The following is a 17,230-nucleotide window of genomic DNA, read 5'->3' as shown; positions in this document are numbered from 1 at the left end:
ACACAATGTAAGTTCAGTGAGCTGCTTGAGGCTCCTCATACGGTCTGACAAATTTGCATTCATAGAGTCCCGCGCAAAAGAAATTTTCCTTCTGATTGGCCACTCTGAAGCCGTGCCCTTTAATGGTGTCAAACCATTTCAGCTCTTTTTCAAAAAAGTCAAGCTGATAGATTCTTGAGAATCCGTCCCGATCCTGGGCTGATGTGACATAAATGATCCCGTTGTCCTCCGATACATCAAGAAAGGTTTCTTCTTTATCATCGATGTCCGGTCTGATGCGTATCTCCTCATGTGTGTGGATATTGAGCATGTCGACAGCTCCATGCTTTCCTTTTTTTGATCCCATCGCACAAACCAGCCATTTTCCGCCGATGGCGATCATGGATGCAGTCATCCGCTCCGCTTCCTTTTTCACTAGAAAAGCGGTGTCTTGATTGAAATCATAGGCCCATACACCGCCGTGAAGCTCATGGATTCTCGTGCCGATGAACAGACGGTTTTCATGGAGACAAAGCGAACGGATCACCGGCGGATTATAAAATTCTGAAAACGGCTTGACGATCTTCCAGGACACTCCGAAATCATCGGATATGTAGATGCAATGTTTGCCGTGAGCACACACAAATCCGTCATTCCGCCCTGTAATGGACCATATCGTTGCGTTTGTCGGAAAACTCGACAAAGACCATGTCAGCCCCTGGTCAGACGATCTGATAATAGTGCCGGATTCCCCAACACCAAACAAATAATCGCCGATATAGGTGATCGAACAGATTTTGCGTTTCAAAGGAAAAAGCTTTTTCCAGCCGTGTTCAAAAGAATAATGAAAAATCCCTTCCCGTTTAATGGCGACAAAATAGCCCGAATGTTTTGCGGATGCGACGGCTGTAGCCCCTTTATGAAACATGTGGCTCAGCCTGCCGCTTTTGATGTTCCGCCCATCTGATAAAGCCTGCTGCAAATTCTCTGCAGCACTCTTTGTCTTCAGCTGTTTCAGGGGCCAGCTCACATTTTAAGGTTTCGGCAAAAAGGTCGGCTCCCGTCTGTTCAAGCATGCTGTAAAATGTGTTTACCGCCTCGCAGAACTGCGGATATGCATAGTCCCCTGAACCAAAGCAGGCCGCTTTTTTCCCTTTTAAGTCCATGGCTGAGACCTCTTCATAAAACGCTTCGGCCTCATAAGGAAGATCACCGTCCCCCCATGTGTATGAGCCGATTAAAATGTAATCAAATTCAGGCAGTGAATCGATGTCGACATCATCCATCTCCTGACAGGAGACGTCAAGGGAATGCTCTGTGAACACATCCCGGATGATCATCGCGATATCTTCTGTATTGCCAGACATACTGGCGAATGCAATCAATGCTTTAGACAACTGAACCACCTCAGAGTAATTGATAATGATTTTCATTATTATATAGATACACTTTAAATGATAATGATTATCAATGTCAACAAAAGATATCAAAAAGGCAGCCTTCCTTAAGGAAGCACTGCCTTTTTGATGGTTTATTCCATTGATGAACAAGCTTTGACAACCTCTAAAAACGCCTGAACTTGTTTAAGCTGAAATGCCGGTTCATATCCCAACAGCCAAGTATCCCTTCCGATAGCCTGTCCCTTCGAGTCAAGCAATGGCATTTTATGAACATGGCTTCCGCTGCCAACAAGTGTTACGGAAGGAAGGATCGCATAGCCGATTCCGTGAAAAGCCATTTGTTTACAGGTTTCAATTTGATCGACAATGATCGTCTGCTTCGGTGATGTTTTAAATTTTTGATGCCACCAATGCTGAATTTCCTGGTAGTAGGTGCTGTCGCTTTTAAACTGAATAAAGGGCCGCTCGGTTTTGGCGATATCCTCAATGTTTTGGATTTCCGTGTCAACGAGGTACAATTCGTCTCTCATCACATAATGCTTCGGTCCTTTCCACTCGGGATTCCCTCTGATAATCCCGATGTGAACGTGGTCTTCATAAAGGCTTTTCAGCATTTCGCTGCTCCAGCCTGTGATAAGCGAAATTTTAACGTTCGGATATTGTTTGACATACGTTTTTAAGACTTTGGGAAGCCAGTGCTGGCCGATAATAGAAGCGGCTGCCAGCTTCAGTGTGCCATGAATTTCCCCTTCCAGCTCATCAATATTTTCCTTGACCTTTTCCTGTTCCAGTGTCACGTCTCTGGCAAACTGGATGATTTTTTCTCCTGCGCTTGTGACGGTGAGGCCTTTTTGCGATCTTAAAAAGATTTTCGTCCCCCATGACTTCTCGATCGTCTGCAGCCGCTGTGAGAGAGCAGGCTGGGAAACAAACAAACGTTCAGCCGCCTTTCTCATGTTTAATTCCTCCGCCAGTACGACAAGCATATAAAGTTCCTGAAGCTGCATTGACACTCCTCTTTTCAATAAGTTTTTCTTATCATTCATTTTACGCAAATGGCTGTTTCTTCATCAAGCAGGAAAAAACACTTTGGAAATATTTGCGGGGGAAATGGTGGGGAGTGAAAAAACCTTGCAAATGAAAAATAGGCTGCTTTTCGCGCCTATTTATTAAATGTCCGAAGGTGTTTGTTCAACTGTTTTAAAACGACCCGCCGCGTAAATATGCCTTCAAAAACCTGATCCTCATTTTCAACACAAACAAACGCATGGTTGATCACCAATCCGAACCCTTTTAAGATCGGATCATCTGTCTTCAGGCGGGGAATGTCTGTCAGCATCACATCTTCAACATGCATTTGATCAAGCTTTTCAAATTCGATTCTTTCGAGTCCGAAAATTTTATCCATGATCATGTTGGTCCCGATTAATCCATGGAGACGGAAAGACGCATCAAGTACAGGGATGGCTGTATAACCGGTTTTCGTCAGAACGAGGAGGGCGTGTTCCAGGTTGTTTCCGACTTGAACATGGGCTACTTTATCAGCATCAATCATATATTGACCCACTGTCGCTTCAAGAAGCTCATCTGATTGCAAACTAATCATGATTTTTCGACTCCCTTTCAACTGTAATCCATCAACGCATGTTTTCCCTATACTACTATAATATAAACATTATCAGTTTTTGTCGAAAACTTTCCTTTTTTCAAAGATCAGTTTCCCACTTAAAAACGCGCTATGAAACAAAAAAGATACTCAGATGAGTATCAATTGATATAATTTGGCCTAATTGTCAGACCGGACACGGTCATATAAGGTTACCAGCTGTTTATATGTGTGGCTATCCACGTTTTTTGTACCCGTCTCTATATCATTGATCTCACTGCTTAACAGCTCTACGGCGTATTCATGGTTCAACAGTACGTTCAGCAACAGTTTTCTCTCTTCTTCTGAAAAGCGTTCCATTCTTAACCAGCCCCCTAATTGATTTAGCTAGAGTCAGAAGCTATATCTTCTCTCTAGTTTCTATAGGGCTAGAATATGAAATAAAAATTTAATCGTCAACCGCACATTTCGACATCTGTGCGATTTTCTTGCAAACAATTATTTTGTATATCGGTTTGCATAACTGGAAGCTGTATAGGAGTCGGGTTTGATTTTGGCGCAGATCCCCATCGAGGTGATCCGCCCTGTCATTTCCTGAATTAAATCCTTCGTCATCCCTTTTTTTCCGATATCCAAATGAACTTCAAGGGTCAAATCTGCTCCCTCGTCTGTAAACGGAAGAAGCAGATCCGTGATTTCGGTGAAATAGTCATTCAGAAGATATGCGGCAATTTCCTGACTGTAAGCCGTTTCCAGCGATATTTTCTCTCTGAGGCTATGTATCGGTCTTTTCACAATGGTGTTTTTTAAACAGCCCCATGCACCTTTGCCTTTGCGGTGCAAATGAATGGCAGTGATGAACTTCGTATAGTCCTGATGGATCTGAGAGTCCGTTCCGACCGACAGCAGATAGATTGAGCGCGGGTCATGAAGAATGAACGTCTTGAGCTTTTCGATCACTTCAGGAAAAGTCATTTGATCTTCAGAAAGATTGTAAAAAAGAAAAGAATCCGCCATTGGAATGCCCCTTTTCAATTATGATCTGAACCGAAGATGAACGTTAAAGCCTGCTACCCTTTTTTCGTCGGTATATTTTTCAAGCTGAATCCGCAGCTGTCACATTTGTATATGAGATTTTGATTGGACTGTGCTGTCAGGACCTGATCCATATGCTGCACGCTGTGGCAATGCGGACAAATAACGCCTGGAAATTTCATTCATATCCTCCTTATGCTTGAAGCAGTTCGAAGATCTCGATTGAAATCATATCGATATTGTCGAACGGAAACGTTGTAGGCTTATCTCCTTGTTGGTAAACTGTCAGCTCAAACGTTTGGTTTTTTTCAAAGTATTTTACACTGCATATTTTTTCCCCGTTTACTTCGAAATAGCGCTGCGTCGGTTCGCCGGCAGCCTCCGCAGTCTCTTGAAGGCTCTGCAGTCTCGTGATGATACCCATTAATTGTGACATTCTAAAAAAGACTCCTTTCAAAAAAACAACTTCAGGATCAACAAGTATTAATTATAATACAAGTTCTACACGCATCATACCACAAAGTATCAGGCGATGGCATTTTTCCTTTTCCTATCAGAAAAAGAAAACCGCTTTTTATAGTTTGAGTTTTCCTTTGAATGTCATACATAAAAAAATTTTGCAGACGAATCAGGCAGCATATTTCCGTTTTCGGGTGTCATCATTTATTTATTGACCATGCGGGTTGTTTTATTCCAAACCCAGAATTTTTCGCGCAAATAAAAAACTTGGCGGGGGCAGCGCCAAGTTTTTTAAATCTTGATCTGATAGAGGGGTTGGGGAACAGAGAGGTTTATCTCTCTATGGTTAAATGATAATGATTATCACTATCATTGTCAACTGTTTTCTGCGAATTTTTTTAAAAATGTGAAAGTCCAGCACTCCTCACGCGGACTCTCAAGCACAGAGTGCAAAAAAAAGCGGCTCTCTCGGCCGCTTTTTAAATTAAACCATCCTGTTCATATAAATAGGAGTAAGGCAGATCAATAAACAGATACAGCTCTTCATCCATCGGATAGGAAAACGTTCTGATCATTTCTCCCGTTTCGATGTCGCTGTACAAATCACTGAAAAACCCTTTCCTCATCGTCCGCATTCTCATAATGTTCTCAAGAAAATACGGACGCCAGCTCCAGTTCTTGCCGATGTACTCCGGCTGAAACAGCCATGTTCCATCATGTTTATACACGTTTTTTGTCAGCTGAAAGCCGTCTTCATTGCACATGTAGATTCTGAAGCTGCAGTCGGTCAGCTCTTTTCCAAGGTGCAAGAGAAAGTCATCATCTGTTTGACTCGTTTTTTTCAACGATGTCACAAGCTGATGCACCCTTTTATAAAATTGTTCCGAGTGGTCATACAACACTTCGAGCTTCTTTTTCTCATGGGCGATGAATTGATGAAATTCAGCCTGAAGCCGGTCCTTCAATAAATCCCGTTCAACAAACTGCGGCCTCGGCAACTGTAAATACTGTCCCTGAAAATAGCGGCCTCCGTTTCGCCATGCGTACTGAAGCTGAAAGTTCGCTTCGATATCTTCGTACAGCAAGGCTGCGCCGATTTTTCTCGCTAAGAGCGATATGCTGTAAAGTACATATTCATAGGAAGGCGAAGGCGAGGACATCTTGAGCGGCTGAAGGTCGATCTTTAACAAATCCGGGGAAAGCAGGGCGATTCTGTCGAGATTGCTGCTTTCTTTTCCGATGTTGTCAACAGCGACTTTAATGCCGTATGTACGGTAATACGTCAGCAAATGGTGCAGCTGCTCAATATCCCCTTCAAAATGCTGCTCCGTGATTTCAATGACGAAGCGGTTCAGTTCGAGCCCTTTATCGCGATACTCCATCAAAAGCTCGAGGAACGATTCTCCGTGATCCATCATCAGCACATTGGCGTCTTGATTGATAAAGATCAAAAGGTCCGGGTCGCTGTCTAAAAAATGGTCAAGCGCCTGGCGGATCACTCTGAAATCAACCTCTGTTTTATATTCTTCAGGAATTGATGGATCAGAGAAAAAAGGCCCGAGGCTCTGAACATCGGATTCAACCTCGATTCGCCCCAGCACTTCATAGCCGATGACCTTCTGCTCTTCAGCGCTGAAGATTGGCTGATAATAAGGAATGACATTTTCAATGTTTGTTAAAATGTCGAGTGGATCCAACATGGCATATCACCTGCTTCTCATCTTTGTATGATTATACCATACCGCATCACACCTTGACATCGTTAAAACGGACGGGGGTTGAGCCATTGACCGCCGTCCATTGTCACACACTCTCCGTTTATATATGCGGCATGTTCGGACAGCAAAAATGATGCAAGCCCCGCGATTTCCTCAGGCGTTCCCAGCCTTCCAAGCGGAACGCTTTTGATCGTTGAAAGCGCCGCTTCTTCTGATTCAAACAGTTTTTCCGCACCGCCCGTCCTTTCAATCGGCCCCGGAGCGATCGCATTAACCCTGATCCCGTAGGTTCTCCCCCATTCGACGGCAAGCGTTCTTGTCAATGAGAGGACACCCGCTTTGGCCGCAGCGGAATGTACGACACCCGCCCCGGCTCCCCATGCATAGGTCGCCACCATGTTTAAAATCTGGCCTTCTTTTTTATGTTTCATCCAATATCTCCCGACCGCCTGACTGCAATAGAATGTCCCGTTCAACACGATGTCAATGACAGCCTTCCAGCCGTTGACGGACAGCTTTTCTGCCGGACAAATAAAATTGCCGGCCGCATTGTTCACGAGAGCATCTATCGTCCCAAAGCGGGCCGCCGTTTCATCAATCATGTGTTCCATATGTTCAACCGACCTGACATCCATCTGACATATCGCTACCTGCCCGGCGAATGTTTCGATCTCTTCTTTGGCCGCCAGAAGCGTTTCTTTTGTTCTCCCGGTAATCATCACATTCCAGCCCTGTTCGGCCTGCTTTCTGGCAATTGCTTTCCCCATTCCGCTTGATCCGCCGGTCACGATCACAACTTTTCTGTCCATTTTCCATCCCCCTTTTTCGTGAATGAGCATTCATTCAATAGACAGTTTACCATATCCGTTAAAAAAAATTAACAAAACTCGCAGATTGTCCTGATTTCCTTGGACGGATGATATAATGTAAGGATTCCTAAAAAAGGTTGGTTGATCATGAAAAAGCTTTCCAGAAGACAATTTTTAAAAGGGGTGTTGGGTCTTGCCGCGGCTGGTGTTTCAACAGCGGCGGGAGGCTACGGGTATGCCCGCTACCTTGAACCGCACAGCTTAGAAACAAATTTCATTCCGATCAGACATGCCCTTATCCCTAAAGGATTTGACAAATTTCGGATCGTCCAGTTCAGCGACACCCATTTGAGCGAGTACTTTACTGCAGACGAGCTTTTACATATCGTCGGACAAGTGAATCACCTCTCGCCTGATTTGATCGTATTCAGCGGAGATCTCATTGATAAACCTCATCTTTACAAAGATCATAACCGGGTTGTTTCAGCCTTGAAAAAGCTTAGCGCCCCTTACGGAAAGATTGCCATCTACGGCAACCATGATCATGGGGGCTACGGAACAAAAGTCTATCAGACGCTTATGGCTTCAGCCGGATTTAACGTGTTTCGAAACCGTTTTATGAACCTTGAGCTGATCGACGGCAGCAGGATTGAACTGGCTTCTCTCGACGACTTAATGCTCGGCCGTCCCAACTATGAAGCCGTCCTCTCCAACCTCAGCGAAAAGGCCTTTTCGATTTTGCTGGTCCATGAACCGGATGCCGCGTTAACGGCACAGAATTATCCCGTCAACCTGCAAATCTCGGGACACACCCACGGAGGCCAGGTTCAGCTCCCGATATTCGGCCCTCTGATCACCCCTCCGTACGGTGAAATTTATACGGAAGGAATGTACGAGCTGAACGGGATGAAAATTTACGTCAATCGCGGCATCGGGACAACAAGGCTGCCGCTCCGTTTTTTGTCGAAACCTGAAATCACCGTATTTCAATTGGAATCAAGATAAATCGCTCCGGTCTTTTGGCTCAAAAAAGGAAACATTTGCATACATTAAGACAAATAGAAAAAACGCCCGCTCCTTTTCACCTCATTCCAAACTCAGGAAAACGAAACTTCCACAGCCTCTTTCCGTCTAATATAAAGCAGCGGAAAAGGCTCCTTTTTCGTTTTAAAAAGGAGATGTTCATAAGACATTGCTGATGTATCAAGTAAAGCCGGGAGAAACATGGGAAAGCATCGCCCGCGATTTTAGAACGTCGCGCACGGCGCTGGTTCAGGCAAATCCAGGTTTGAACGGCGGCCCGCTTTATGCTGGTCAGACCATCGTGATCCCGGGAATCAGAAATCCGGACACAATCCCTTACCGGATTGTCGTGTCGCTTAGCGCCAAAACCCTGCAGTTGTTTGATCGGGGACGATTGATCAAAACCTATCCGGTTGCAGTCGGTAAAATCCTCTCACAGACGCCGAGAGGCGAATTCTATATTGTCAATCGGCAGCCGAACCCGGGCGGGCCGTTCGGTGCCTATTGGTTAAGCCTGTCAAAAATACACTACGGCATCCACGGAACGAATAACCCTGCCTCAATTGGCAAAGCTGTTTCAAAGGGATGTATCCGCATGCACAACCGGGATGTTCTGGAACTAGCTTCGATCGTGCCAAACGGAACCCGAGTGTCCATTACGCCATAAACAGTACATTCCAGACAAAACAAATTTGAACAATATACCGTATTATATTAAGATATAGTAGGACCTTTAGGGTAAGGAGCGTATATATGGATCTTTTTAAAAATCGTAACTTCGTCCGACTTTTTTTCGCAGCTTTCGCTTCTCAAATGGGAACGACAGTTGGAAATATGGCTTTCGCTTTTTTCTTGCTCGACCGGTTCAGCAGCCAGCCGGCTTATACGACGATCGCCGAGCTCATGTACTCGTTGCCGACGGTCTTTGTGTTCTTTATCGTCGGTGTGGTCGCTGACCGTTTTGACCGCAAGAAAGTGGCCGAAAACTGTGATTGGATCAGGGCGGGACTGACCGTCGTTCTCTTTTTTGTTTTATATCTGAAAATCATACCGCTTGTGTTTTTCGTTCTGTTTATCAGAAGCGCGGTGACAAAATTTTTCTATCCTGCCGAAGCAAGCTTGGTTCAGGCGATATTAAGAAAGGACCAATATGCCAAAGCGGCCGGGCTCAATCAAATGCTGTTCAGCCTGTTTCTCTTATTCGGCGTAGGACTGGGAGCTTTTATGTATAAGACGATCGGCCTGCATGGAGCGATCGCTCTCGATTTTATCAGCTTTATCATTTCAGCCCTTTTAATCCGTTCCTGTGATATTTCCCTCGAAGCGAGGAAACCAAACGGTGAAAAAGGCTGGAAAAACGTCACGGTCAAAAATTCATTGCACGATTTTAAAGAAGGGATCGTGTACATTTTAAAAAACAAATTGCTCGCTTCCCTCGTATTCGGATATTTTGCGTTTGGACTTGTAAGCGGCGGACTGAGTGTTCTGCCGATGTTTAAAATGAAGTATGAACTGTCCCCCGACAGTTACGAGTGGCACACATCGCTCTTTACAGTCGTTCTCGGCATCGGACTTTTGACAGGGATCGCCGTCGGCGCTCTGCTTGAAAAAAAAGTGAAGCCGGAATACCTGATGTCCGTACCGATCTTTATTGCAGGAGTGTTTATCATTCTGCTCGGGTTTACGGACCAATTGCCTGTATATTATGCGGCTGCTTTTTTGGCCGGGATTTGTCTCGGCCCAGTCAATACCGCTCTTGGAGGCTGGATTCCTAAAATCGTCCATCCAAGGCTGATGGGAAGGGTCAGCGGCTGGACGGATCCGCTCACAATGCTCGCCCAATCCTCGGCGCTCGGGATGATCGCTGTTTTATTTCCAGCATTTATTGCCAAGGTTGATTATATATATTACGGTTTGGCGGGAGTTATTCTAGTGACCGCCCTGTATTACTTTATCGCCTTGCCTAAATTCAGCGCCCAGACGGCTGAAATCGACGTCCAAGCGGAATTGAGAAGACAAAAAAATACAAAAGCGAAAATAAACTCTGTTTTATAAAGGTGAAAACGCGCGATTGATTAAAAATTCGCGCGTTTTTTCTATGATATATTTGCATTTTCTCTTCTATTTCGTATAATTTAGACATAAGCCTTACATCCTTAGGAGGTGGTAAGGAAAGAATGAATAGGAGAGAAAAAATGGACGACCATAATCATACGAAAGACATAAAACCAACGATCGAGAACCTGTCAAAAGCGATTTATACAGTGAATCGCCACGCGAAGACCGCGACTAATCCCAAATACCTGTATCTCCTGAAAAAGAAAGCTTTGCAAAAGCTCGTCAATGAAGGAAAGGGTAAAAAGATAGGACTTCATTTTTCAAAAAATCCAAGATTCAGCCAGCAGCAGTCAGATGTGCTCATTTCTCTTGGAGACTACTTTTTTCACATGCCTCCAACTAAAGAAGACTTCGTCAACCTTCCGCACTTAGGTACATTAAATCATACGTATCGGAACCCTAAAGCTCATATGTCTTTGAATATAGCCAAGCAGCTTCTGCAAAACTACACGGGGCTGAAAGAAAAGCCGCTTGTCACAAACAAAAAGCGCCCTTCTCAAAAACCCGTATTCAAAAAGCTTGGTGAAAGCTATTTCTGATCAGACAAAATAAAAAAAGCCTCATTAAGGGTCTTTTTTTATTTTTGGAAAATATACTTGTCCAGCTTTTCAATCAGTTCGTTAAGCTCAGGTTTGCTGATTTGTTCGTCCGCGCCGACCCTTTCCCCTTTATGGCGAAGGTCATCTGTAATCAGCGAAGAGAAAATCAATATCGGCAGATCAGAGCTTAACGGGTTGTCTTTCAGGAGCTTTGTCAGGCGATGCCCGTCCATCTGCGGCATCTCGATGTCTGTGATCATCAGGTCGACTTTTTCGCGAAGAGCGGTGCCGTCTTCCATCAGCTGAAGCATGTGGTCATACGCATCTTTTCCATTTTCAAACGAATCGATGTTATTGTAGCCCGCTTCATTCAGCTTTTCGACCAGAAGGCGGAGCAGCAGAGGAGAATCTTCAACGATGACAAGCTTTTTGTCGGTGCGCCTCTCGTCAAACTTCTCATTTTTCATCTGAAAAGGATCGATGCCTGATGCCGATTCAAGATCAAAAATAATTTTTTCGTAGTCAGGCAGGAATATCATTAGGCCGTTAAGCTTAATGATCCCGGTCATATGCCTTTCCATCCCTTGATTCAAAGCTGTCGGCTTTTCAATCTCCTCCCATGACACCCGGTGGATCTGTGAAACCGGGCCTGTATGGAACACGATTTTCCGCTTATTGAATTCAGTGACAATGTATTTCTCCTGGTTTTTTTCTTCTCCATGCTCCACTCCAAAGAAAGAGAAAAGATCAATAACGGGAAGAATCTCCCCGCGCAGCGTGATCATTCCTTCCATATGCTGATGGGAATGAGGCACTTTCGTAATCTCGACCGGCTGAATAATTTCTCTGACCTTCATTACATTTATGCCGAAAATGTTGTGACCAACTTCGAACTTTACGATTTCTAATTCATTGGTTCCGGAACTTAATAAAATTTCCTGGTTTAAAGACACTGATATCCCTCTCTATCCTAGATGATATTGTATCTTTTATATCGGCGTCTTTCATGAAAAGTTGATGTTCTAAATCAAGCTTTTACTTTTACAAATCGGTGAATGATCAGTCCGATGACAGCCAGTATCATCAGCGATCCGAAGGCCATCCTGCTCGCGACATTTCCCATGTCTTTAAACACCAGTGTGATCGATCCGTAAAGGACCGGTCCGAAGATGGAAGAAATTTTTCCTGACAAAGCGAACAAGCCGAAAAACTCGCCTCTTTTATGCTCCGGTGTCAGTTCAATAATCAGTGTCCTTGACGCGACCCATGTTCCGCCAAGCGCGATTCCAAACAGGCTGCCCGCCACCCAAAACAATGCGGCTGATGTCGTAAACACAGCGATCGCAAGCGCGGTAATCAAAATGACGGCCACAATGCTGACCGCTCTTTTGGCCCCGACCCGCTTTGTTACATAGCCGAGAATGAATGAACCGATGATGCTTGATAAGGTGGAGACAAGATAAAGGATAAGAAACTGCCCTTTCGTAAAACCGATAATGGCTGTTGAATAGACCGACATCATCGCCACCGTCGTCGAGATGGAATCATTAAGAAAAAAGTATGCGATCATAAATAAGAAAACCGGGCGGTACAAACGAATATCCTTAAACGTCTCGGCAATTTCCTTGTATCCGCTGAAAAACGATTTCTTCTCTATTGCCTCGGGTTTTCTGCGCTCTTTTGTGAAGATAAGGTAAGGAAGGGAAAAGATCAGAAACAACAGGGCGGACGGGATGAATGCTTTATGAAAATCATGATTACCAACCAGCAAATAGACGGTTAAACCGGCCAATGTGCCGATATACCCGACCGCAATGCCAAATCCGGAGAGCAGCGGGATTTCATCTTTTGTTCCTAAATCAGGCAAAATCGTATCGTAAAACACAAGGCTTGAATGATAGAAAAACTTTGCTGTCACAAATAAAACGACAACGAGAATCAATGATAAAGGAAGGCCGTAAACCTTTTGCTGAAAAGAAGCGCCCGCAAAAACCCCCATTAAAATGGTGCAAGCCACACAGATCATCGTAAACAGGCCGATATATCTCTTTTTCCTTCCTGTACGGTCGATCAAAACCCCGAATAATGGCGTAAAAATGACGAGCAAAAAACTTGCCGCAGCATTTGAGTATGAAATAAATGTGCTGGCCACCTGGTTCATAACATCGCTATCACCGACCGCCTCCTGTAAATAATAAGGAAAAAAGATCGTCACGATATTTGACGAAAAAATCGTATTGGCAAAATCGTATAAAGCCCAGGAAATGATCGGCAATGTCAAAAACAACTTGATTCCATTTCTCTGCGCCCGCTTTAAAGCTTGTTCCTGTTCCGGCTGAATATCCATATGGATGTGCCTCCTCATGTTTTTTTGCACAAGACAGCACGCATTCAAGCTGAAAGCGTGCTGTCTTTGTCATCCGTTAATTTTTTACGACGATGGTACCGGCTAAGAGATCATGAAGCGCCTGCCGCTTCTCTGTGAAAAACGCCAAAATATAGCCGATCATTAATATCGGAGATAAGAAGCTTCTGGCAAAAAATCGTCCGGCTGCACGGCCGAATGAGATTCTTCCGCCCTCAGCTTCCGCTTCCACAACCTGAATGCCCATGATTTTCTTGCCCAGCGTCGCCTGCCATTTGGATGATTCCATCAGTGTGAAATACAGAAAATAAACGATAAATGAGAGGGCTGCCATAATCCCCGCGACTTTAAAAACCGAGGACAAAACAGTGAAGAATTCCTGGTTTGTGACCTTCTCGGGATCTCTTTCAATAATGCTCATGAATTCAACATCCCCCATGAACAATTGAATAGAAATCACAAGGGTGACGATATACATCGGAATACCGAGAATGATACTATCGATAAAAGAAGCCAAAAAACGCGAACCGATTCCGGCCAAGTTGCTCCCGGCTGCAGGAGCTGTTTCATGTTTGCTTAATTCCAAGGTATTTCCTCCTAACATCTGACTTCTATATACTACTAAGACATGCCGAATGTTATCAATATGAAATGCGCTTTTTTAAACTTAAATTAATGTACAGATCACAAGCTTTTCATTGACTTTCAGGTTTATCGTGTTACAATGGTCAAGGATTTTAGAAGAAAGGTGTTAACGATGGGAACGATTGTGCTGATCAAAAATCATGAATTGACCGTTTTAGAGGACGTAAGCAAAGCTGATTTTGAAGAAATGGAAAAGAACGTTTCAGATAGTGATCGCGTTTACATATCTTGGAAAGAACATCTTGATTCAGATTATGGATATTGAGCTGATCTTTCGATAAGGCAATCTGTGGGATTGTCTTATTTTTCTATTCAAAGAAAAGCCGGCAGCCTGTCTGCATGTCATTCCAGCCGGCCGCATATACTGGTTTTAGAATCAAAAAATTGATTGATTAAAAGATGACAATTCATCTGATGATGGTAAAATAAGATAAACCATAACATTTCTAAGGTGATGAAAACATGGAACATTTGCTTAATCCGAATGTGAAAGAAATTGAAATTTCAGGAATCCGCAAATTCTCAAATCTTGTCTCTCAGTATGAAAATGTAATCTCTTTAACAATCGGCCAGCCTGACTTTTTCACGCCTCATCATGTCAAACAAGCTGCCAAAAAAGCGATAGATGAAAATCATACAGCTTATACCCACAATGCAGGGTATCCGGAGCTGAGACAGGCAGTCCAGCTGTACATGAAAAAAAAGGCCGATTTAAATTATGATGCAGAAAGCGAGATCATTGTCACAACGGGAGCCAGCCAGGCGATTGACGCCGCTTTTCGGACGATTTTATCACCCGGTGACGAAGTGATTCTTCCAGGTCCCGTATATCCCGGATATGAACCGATCATCAAACTGTGCGGTGCATCGCCTTTAATCATCGATACGACGTCTCACGGCTTTAAGCTGACAGCAAAATTAATCGAAGAAGCCCTGACGCCAAAAACAAAGTGTGTCGTTCTCCCTTATCCGTCAAATCCGACGGGAATGACGCTTTCAGAGGACGAACTGAAGGAAATCGCTTCTCTTTTAAAAGGGCGAAATGTGTTTGTTCTTTCTGACGAAATATACAGCGAACTGACCTTTGACAGACCACACCATTCAATCGCATCCGTTTTAAGGGATCAGACGATTGTCATCGGCGGACTGTCCAAGTCCCACAGTATGACCGGCTGGCGAATCGGTTTCCTATTCGCTCCAAAGGAAATCGCCAAACATATTTTAAAAGTTCATCAGTACAACGTATCATGCGCTTCTTCCATCTCCCAAAAAGCGGCTTTGGAAGCCGTCACCAATGGGGTTGATGATGCGCTGATCATGAGAGAGCAATATAAAAAGCGGCTTGATTACGTATACGACAGGCTCGTGACAATGGGGCTCGATGTCATTAAACCGTCGGGGGCATTTTACATCTTCCCTTCTATTAAATCGTTTGGAATGTCTTCCTTTGAATTTTGCACTCGCGCTTTAGAGGAAGAGGGACTGGCGATTGTGCCGGGCAGCTCGTTTTCTGAATATGGGGAAGGCTATGTGAGGATCTCTTACGCATATTCTCCCGATACACTGAGGGAGGGACTGGACCGGCTGGAGACGTTTGTGTTCAATAAGAGGCAGTCGGTTCAAACCACATAAACAACGGCTTTTACGCCGTTGTTTTTTATTTTATTTCGGAAAGGAAATGACAAATGTTGTGCCTTTTTCCATTTTGCTGTCCACCTCGATTGTTCCATTGTGATTTTCGATGATGTTAAAGGTGACCATCAAACCGAGACCCGTTCCTTTTTCTTTCGTCGTTAAAAAAGGCTCGCCGATTCGTTCGAGGACGTGTTCCGGTATTCCTTCTCCTTCATCTTGAACCTCGACTGTGACAGACTCATCCGTTTCCTTGACGCTCAAATGAACAGTGCCTCCATCAGGCATTGATTCGACAGCGTTTTTAATCAGGTTGATAAACACTTGTTTTAGTTGGTTCGGGTCCCCTTTGATATGAATTTTGTCATTTGGCAGATTGGTATGAATCATAATGCCGTTCAAATTGGCCTGTGTTTCTAGAAGAGCCGTGACTTCGCGAATCAGCCTGATCAGATCAAGCTGTTCACTCAGAGCGTTCTGCTGCGGCTTGGCGAGCATCAAAAGCTCGCTTAAAATCAATTCGATTCTGCTTAATTCGGAAAAGATAATATCAAAATAATGTTCATTTTCTTCCATCGTCGGCTTCATCAGCTGCAAAAACCCTTTAATCGCTGTCAGCGGATTGCGGATTTCGTGGGCGATTCCGGCTGCGAGCTGACCGGCAATCGACAGCTTTTCCGAGCGCACCATCAGCTCTTCCGTCTGCTTGCGCTCCGAAATATCCCTCAAAATGACCTGTACAGCTGTCTCTCCGAAAAATGTCGTCGGAATGCAGACCATTTCCGTATAGATGAGCCGCTTTTCAAATGTGTACCACGTTTGTTTGATGATTTCTGAATCAGACTTGCGGTCGGTGATCCGTTTCAGCCTGGCTTTCACATTTTCATGATCACAATGATGGAGATGTTCATAAATATCCTTGCCGATGAGGTCTTCATATGTTTTCGCCTCAAACAGACGAATCCCTGATTCATTCATAAAAACCCATCTTCCGTTATGAATGACGGCGATGGTGTCGATAGAATTTTGAATCAGGAGCTGGTAGCGTTCTCTGCTTTTTTGCAAAATCGTCTGGAATTTTTTTCGCGAAGAAATATCAATAAGCAGCAGAAGTTCGGCTTTTTGGTTTTGATAGATGGTCGGCGCTGATTTCACCTCAAGATGGATTTGTGTGCCGTCCAGCTTTTTCCACGTCTGCTCAATCATCCCGACTTCAAGCCCCTGCTGCATTCTTTTAATGCGGTTCTTGACGATGTCATGGTATTCTTTCTCAATAAAATCATAGGAATACTTTCCGATAATTTGCTGTTTATGCTCTGCCCCGAGCAGGGTGACCATGGCATCATTCACATAAACGATTTCCCCTTGAACGCTGATACACAGAGGATTTGGCAAGCCTTCCACCATCGCTTTAAATTCCTCATTCGCCGGCGGCTCGGCCGCTTTTTTCAAATCGCTTTCCTCTTTTTTCGAGCTGCTCTTCTTAGAGGGACGGTCTTCAAAAACTTTCATTTTGAGTACAATTTCCCGTTCTTTTTCTCCAACATGGGTCGTAACAAAATCAATCGATGCCTCGACCCAGATCATTGTGTAATCCTTTTTCACAAATCTGAAGGTGCATGGCAGCAAATGATGTTCATTGTAAAAATAGCTTTCTACCAGAAAAAGATCGTCTTCGTGCAAATAGTCCTTCAAATACGTACCGATCAGCTCACTCTGCTGATAGCTCAACAGTTCTTTGCAGTTTGCAGATATGTATATAAAGCGGCCGTTTGCTGAAAGGACTGCCTGTAAATTCATATGAGGTTTATATTGCTCAAAACGCTTTGTTTTCTGTTCCATCATATCCCTCCTTTATACCCTATTCATCACCAGCATTCTTTAAAACGATTTTGTTTAAAA

Annotated in this window: 19 protein-coding genes and 1 pseudogene; 6 read left to right on the top strand and 14 right to left on the bottom strand. The window is 44.0% G+C overall.

What is annotated here, in order from left to right:
- Nucleotides 1–13: 13 nt before the first annotated feature.
- The 10 genes from M654_RS10030 to fadH form a co-directional block, all read right to left on the bottom strand.
- A complete protein-coding gene (locus M654_RS10030) occupies nt 14–907 on the bottom strand; it encodes a WD40/YVTN/BNR-like repeat-containing protein (RefSeq protein ID WP_026586771.1) in 894 nt (297 codons plus the stop codon).
- Complete coding sequence (locus M654_RS10025) at nt 897–1,376, bottom strand: flavodoxin (protein ID WP_026586770.1); 480 nt, start codon at nt 1,374–1,376, stop codon at nt 897–899. Before M654_RS10025 ends, M654_RS10030 begins: the two co-directional genes overlap by 11 nt.
- A 134-nt stretch (nt 1,377–1,510) precedes the next feature.
- Entirely contained in the window at nt 1,511–2,386 is an 876-nt protein-coding gene (locus tag M654_RS10020) for a transcriptional regulator CcpC (RefSeq protein ID WP_026586769.1), read from the bottom strand.
- 155 nt (nt 2,387–2,541) lie between these two features.
- The gene (cbpB, locus tag M654_RS10015; protein ID WP_026586768.1) at nt 2,542–2,985 is read right to left on the bottom strand and encodes a cyclic-di-AMP-binding protein CbpB; all 444 of its coding nucleotides are present in this window, start codon (nt 2,983–2,985) and stop codon (nt 2,542–2,544) included.
- A gap of 180 nt (nt 2,986–3,165) precedes the next feature.
- Complete coding sequence (gene abbA, locus M654_RS10010) at nt 3,166–3,345, bottom strand: antirepressor AbbA (RefSeq protein WP_026586767.1); 180 nt, start codon at nt 3,343–3,345, stop codon at nt 3,166–3,168.
- Nucleotides 3,346–3,483: 138 nt separating this feature from the next.
- The gene (locus tag M654_RS10005; RefSeq protein WP_026586766.1) at nt 3,484–4,002 is read right to left on the bottom strand and encodes a ribonuclease H-like YkuK family protein; all 519 of its coding nucleotides are present in this window, start codon (nt 4,000–4,002) and stop codon (nt 3,484–3,486) included.
- Nucleotides 4,003–4,055: 53 nt separating this feature from the next.
- Entirely contained in the window at nt 4,056–4,202 is a 147-nt protein-coding gene (locus tag M654_RS23560) for a hypothetical protein (protein ID WP_179115733.1), read from the bottom strand.
- Between the two features lie 11 nt (nt 4,203–4,213).
- On the bottom strand, nt 4,214–4,456 hold the full coding sequence (locus M654_RS10000) for a YkuJ family protein (protein WP_026586765.1): 243 nt from the start codon (nt 4,454–4,456) through the stop codon (nt 4,214–4,216).
- A gap of 502 nt (nt 4,457–4,958) precedes the next feature.
- A complete protein-coding gene (locus M654_RS09995) occupies nt 4,959–6,179 on the bottom strand; it encodes an EAL domain-containing protein (protein ID WP_026586764.1) in 1,221 nt (406 codons plus the stop codon).
- A gap of 62 nt (nt 6,180–6,241) precedes the next feature.
- Nucleotides 6,242–7,006, bottom strand: a complete 765-nt coding sequence (gene fadH, locus M654_RS09990) for a 2,4-dienoyl-CoA reductase (protein ID WP_026586763.1) — start codon at nt 7,004–7,006, stop codon at nt 6,242–6,244.
- Between the two features lie 147 nt (nt 7,007–7,153).
- Between fadH and M654_RS09985 the strand changes: the two genes are divergently transcribed.
- The 4 genes from M654_RS09985 to M654_RS09970 all read left to right on the top strand — a co-directional run bounded on the left by M654_RS09985 (nt 7,154) and on the right by M654_RS09970 (nt 10,686).
- A complete protein-coding gene (locus M654_RS09985; protein WP_026586762.1) occupies nt 7,154–8,011 on the top strand; it encodes a metallophosphoesterase in 858 nt (285 codons plus the stop codon).
- A 187-nt stretch (nt 8,012–8,198) separates the two neighbouring features.
- Nucleotides 8,199–8,696 carry a L,D-transpeptidase family protein gene (locus M654_RS09980; protein ID WP_026586761.1) on the top strand — a complete coding sequence of 166 codons (498 nt, stop codon included), beginning with the start codon at nt 8,199–8,201 and terminating at the stop codon, nt 8,694–8,696.
- A gap of 86 nt (nt 8,697–8,782) precedes the next feature.
- Nucleotides 8,783–10,084 carry an MFS transporter gene (locus M654_RS09975; RefSeq protein WP_026586760.1) on the top strand — a complete coding sequence of 434 codons (1,302 nt, stop codon included), beginning with the start codon at nt 8,783–8,785 and terminating at the stop codon, nt 10,082–10,084.
- Between the two features lie 140 nt (nt 10,085–10,224).
- A complete protein-coding gene (locus tag M654_RS09970; protein WP_026586759.1) occupies nt 10,225–10,686 on the top strand; it encodes a YkyB family protein in 462 nt (153 codons plus the stop codon).
- Nucleotides 10,687–10,724: 38 nt separating this feature from the next.
- Here M654_RS09970 and M654_RS09965 read toward each other — a convergent pair whose 3' ends face one another.
- From M654_RS09965 to M654_RS09955, 3 genes are all read right to left on the bottom strand, one after another.
- The gene (locus tag M654_RS09965) at nt 10,725–11,639 is read right to left on the bottom strand and encodes a chemotaxis protein (RefSeq protein ID WP_026586758.1); all 915 of its coding nucleotides are present in this window, start codon (nt 11,637–11,639) and stop codon (nt 10,725–10,727) included.
- A 74-nt stretch (nt 11,640–11,713) separates the two neighbouring features.
- Nucleotides 11,714–13,033: an MFS transporter gene (locus M654_RS09960; protein ID WP_026586757.1), complete on the bottom strand. Its 1,320-nt coding sequence runs from the start codon at nt 13,031–13,033 to the stop codon at nt 11,714–11,716.
- Nucleotides 13,034–13,109: 76 nt separating this feature from the next.
- Nucleotides 13,110–13,637 carry an RDD family protein gene (locus M654_RS09955; RefSeq protein ID WP_026586756.1) on the bottom strand — a complete coding sequence of 176 codons (528 nt, stop codon included), beginning with the start codon at nt 13,635–13,637 and terminating at the stop codon, nt 13,110–13,112.
- Between the two features lie 171 nt (nt 13,638–13,808).
- On the opposite strand from M654_RS09955, the gene M654_RS09950 reads away from it, so the two are divergent.
- Both M654_RS09950 and M654_RS09945 read left to right on the top strand, forming a co-directional pair.
- Nucleotides 13,809–13,961, top strand: coding sequence for a hypothetical protein (locus tag M654_RS09950; protein WP_201278494.1), 153 nt, complete (start codon nt 13,809–13,811; stop codon nt 13,959–13,961).
- 197 nt (nt 13,962–14,158) lie between these two features.
- Nucleotides 14,159–15,378: pseudogene (locus M654_RS09945) on the top strand (aminotransferase A).
- On the opposite strand, the gene M654_RS09940 reads toward M654_RS09945, so the two are convergent.
- Complete coding sequence (locus M654_RS09940; RefSeq protein ID WP_026586754.1) at nt 15,359–17,170, bottom strand: PAS domain-containing protein; 1,812 nt, start codon at nt 17,168–17,170, stop codon at nt 15,359–15,361. The pseudogene M654_RS09945 and the gene M654_RS09940 sit on opposite strands and share 20 nt — an antisense overlap.
- Nucleotides 17,171–17,230 lie beyond the last annotated feature (60 nt).

Source organism: Bacillus sp. NSP9.1, assembly GCF_000465465.2.
Classification (GTDB): Bacteria; Bacillota; Bacilli; order Bacillales; family Bacillaceae; genus Bacillus; species Bacillus sonorensis_A.
Note: the sequence above shows the minus strand (reverse complement) of the source record. Positions and strands in the feature narration are given on the sequence as shown.

Bases quoted from the DNA above. Each gene is read 5' to 3' on its own strand.
- M654_RS10030 (WP_026586771.1), bottom strand. From the start codon at position 907: ATGTTTCATAAAGGGGCTACAGCCGTCGCATCCGCAAAACATTCGGGC.
- abbA (WP_026586767.1), bottom strand. From the start codon at position 3,345: ATGGAACGCTTTTCAGAAGAAGAGAGAAAACTGTTGCTGAACGTACTG.
- M654_RS09975 (WP_026586760.1), top strand. From the start codon at position 8,783: ATGGATCTTTTTAAAAATCGTAACTTCGTCCGACTTTTTTTCGCAGCT.
- M654_RS09940 (WP_026586754.1), bottom strand. From the start codon at position 17,170: ATGGAACAGAAAACAAAGCGTTTTGAGCAATATAAACCTCATATGAAT.
- cbpB (WP_026586768.1), bottom strand. From the start codon at position 2,985: ATGATTAGTTTGCAATCAGATGAGCTTCTTGAAGCGACAGTGGGTCAA.
- M654_RS10020 (WP_026586769.1), bottom strand. From the start codon at position 2,386: ATGCAGCTTCAGGAACTTTATATGCTTGTCGTACTGGCGGAGGAATTA.
- M654_RS10000 (WP_026586765.1), bottom strand. From the start codon at position 4,456: ATGTCACAATTAATGGGTATCATCACGAGACTGCAGAGCCTTCAAGAG.
- M654_RS09960 (WP_026586757.1), bottom strand. From the start codon at position 13,033: ATGGATATTCAGCCGGAACAGGAACAAGCTTTAAAGCGGGCGCAGAGA.
- M654_RS09950 (WP_201278494.1), top strand. From the start codon at position 13,809: ATGGGAACGATTGTGCTGATCAAAAATCATGAATTGACCGTTTTAGAG.
- M654_RS23560 (WP_179115733.1), bottom strand. From the start codon at position 4,202: ATGAAATTTCCAGGCGTTATTTGTCCGCATTGCCACAGCGTGCAGCAT.
- M654_RS09995 (WP_026586764.1), bottom strand. From the start codon at position 6,179: ATGTTGGATCCACTCGACATTTTAACAAACATTGAAAATGTCATTCCT.
- M654_RS09970 (WP_026586759.1), top strand. From the start codon at position 10,225: ATGGACGACCATAATCATACGAAAGACATAAAACCAACGATCGAGAAC.
- fadH (WP_026586763.1), bottom strand. From the start codon at position 7,006: ATGGACAGAAAAGTTGTGATCGTGACCGGCGGATCAAGCGGAATGGGG.
- M654_RS10005 (WP_026586766.1), bottom strand. From the start codon at position 4,002: ATGGCGGATTCTTTTCTTTTTTACAATCTTTCTGAAGATCAAATGACT.
- M654_RS09985 (WP_026586762.1), top strand. From the start codon at position 7,154: ATGAAAAAGCTTTCCAGAAGACAATTTTTAAAAGGGGTGTTGGGTCTT.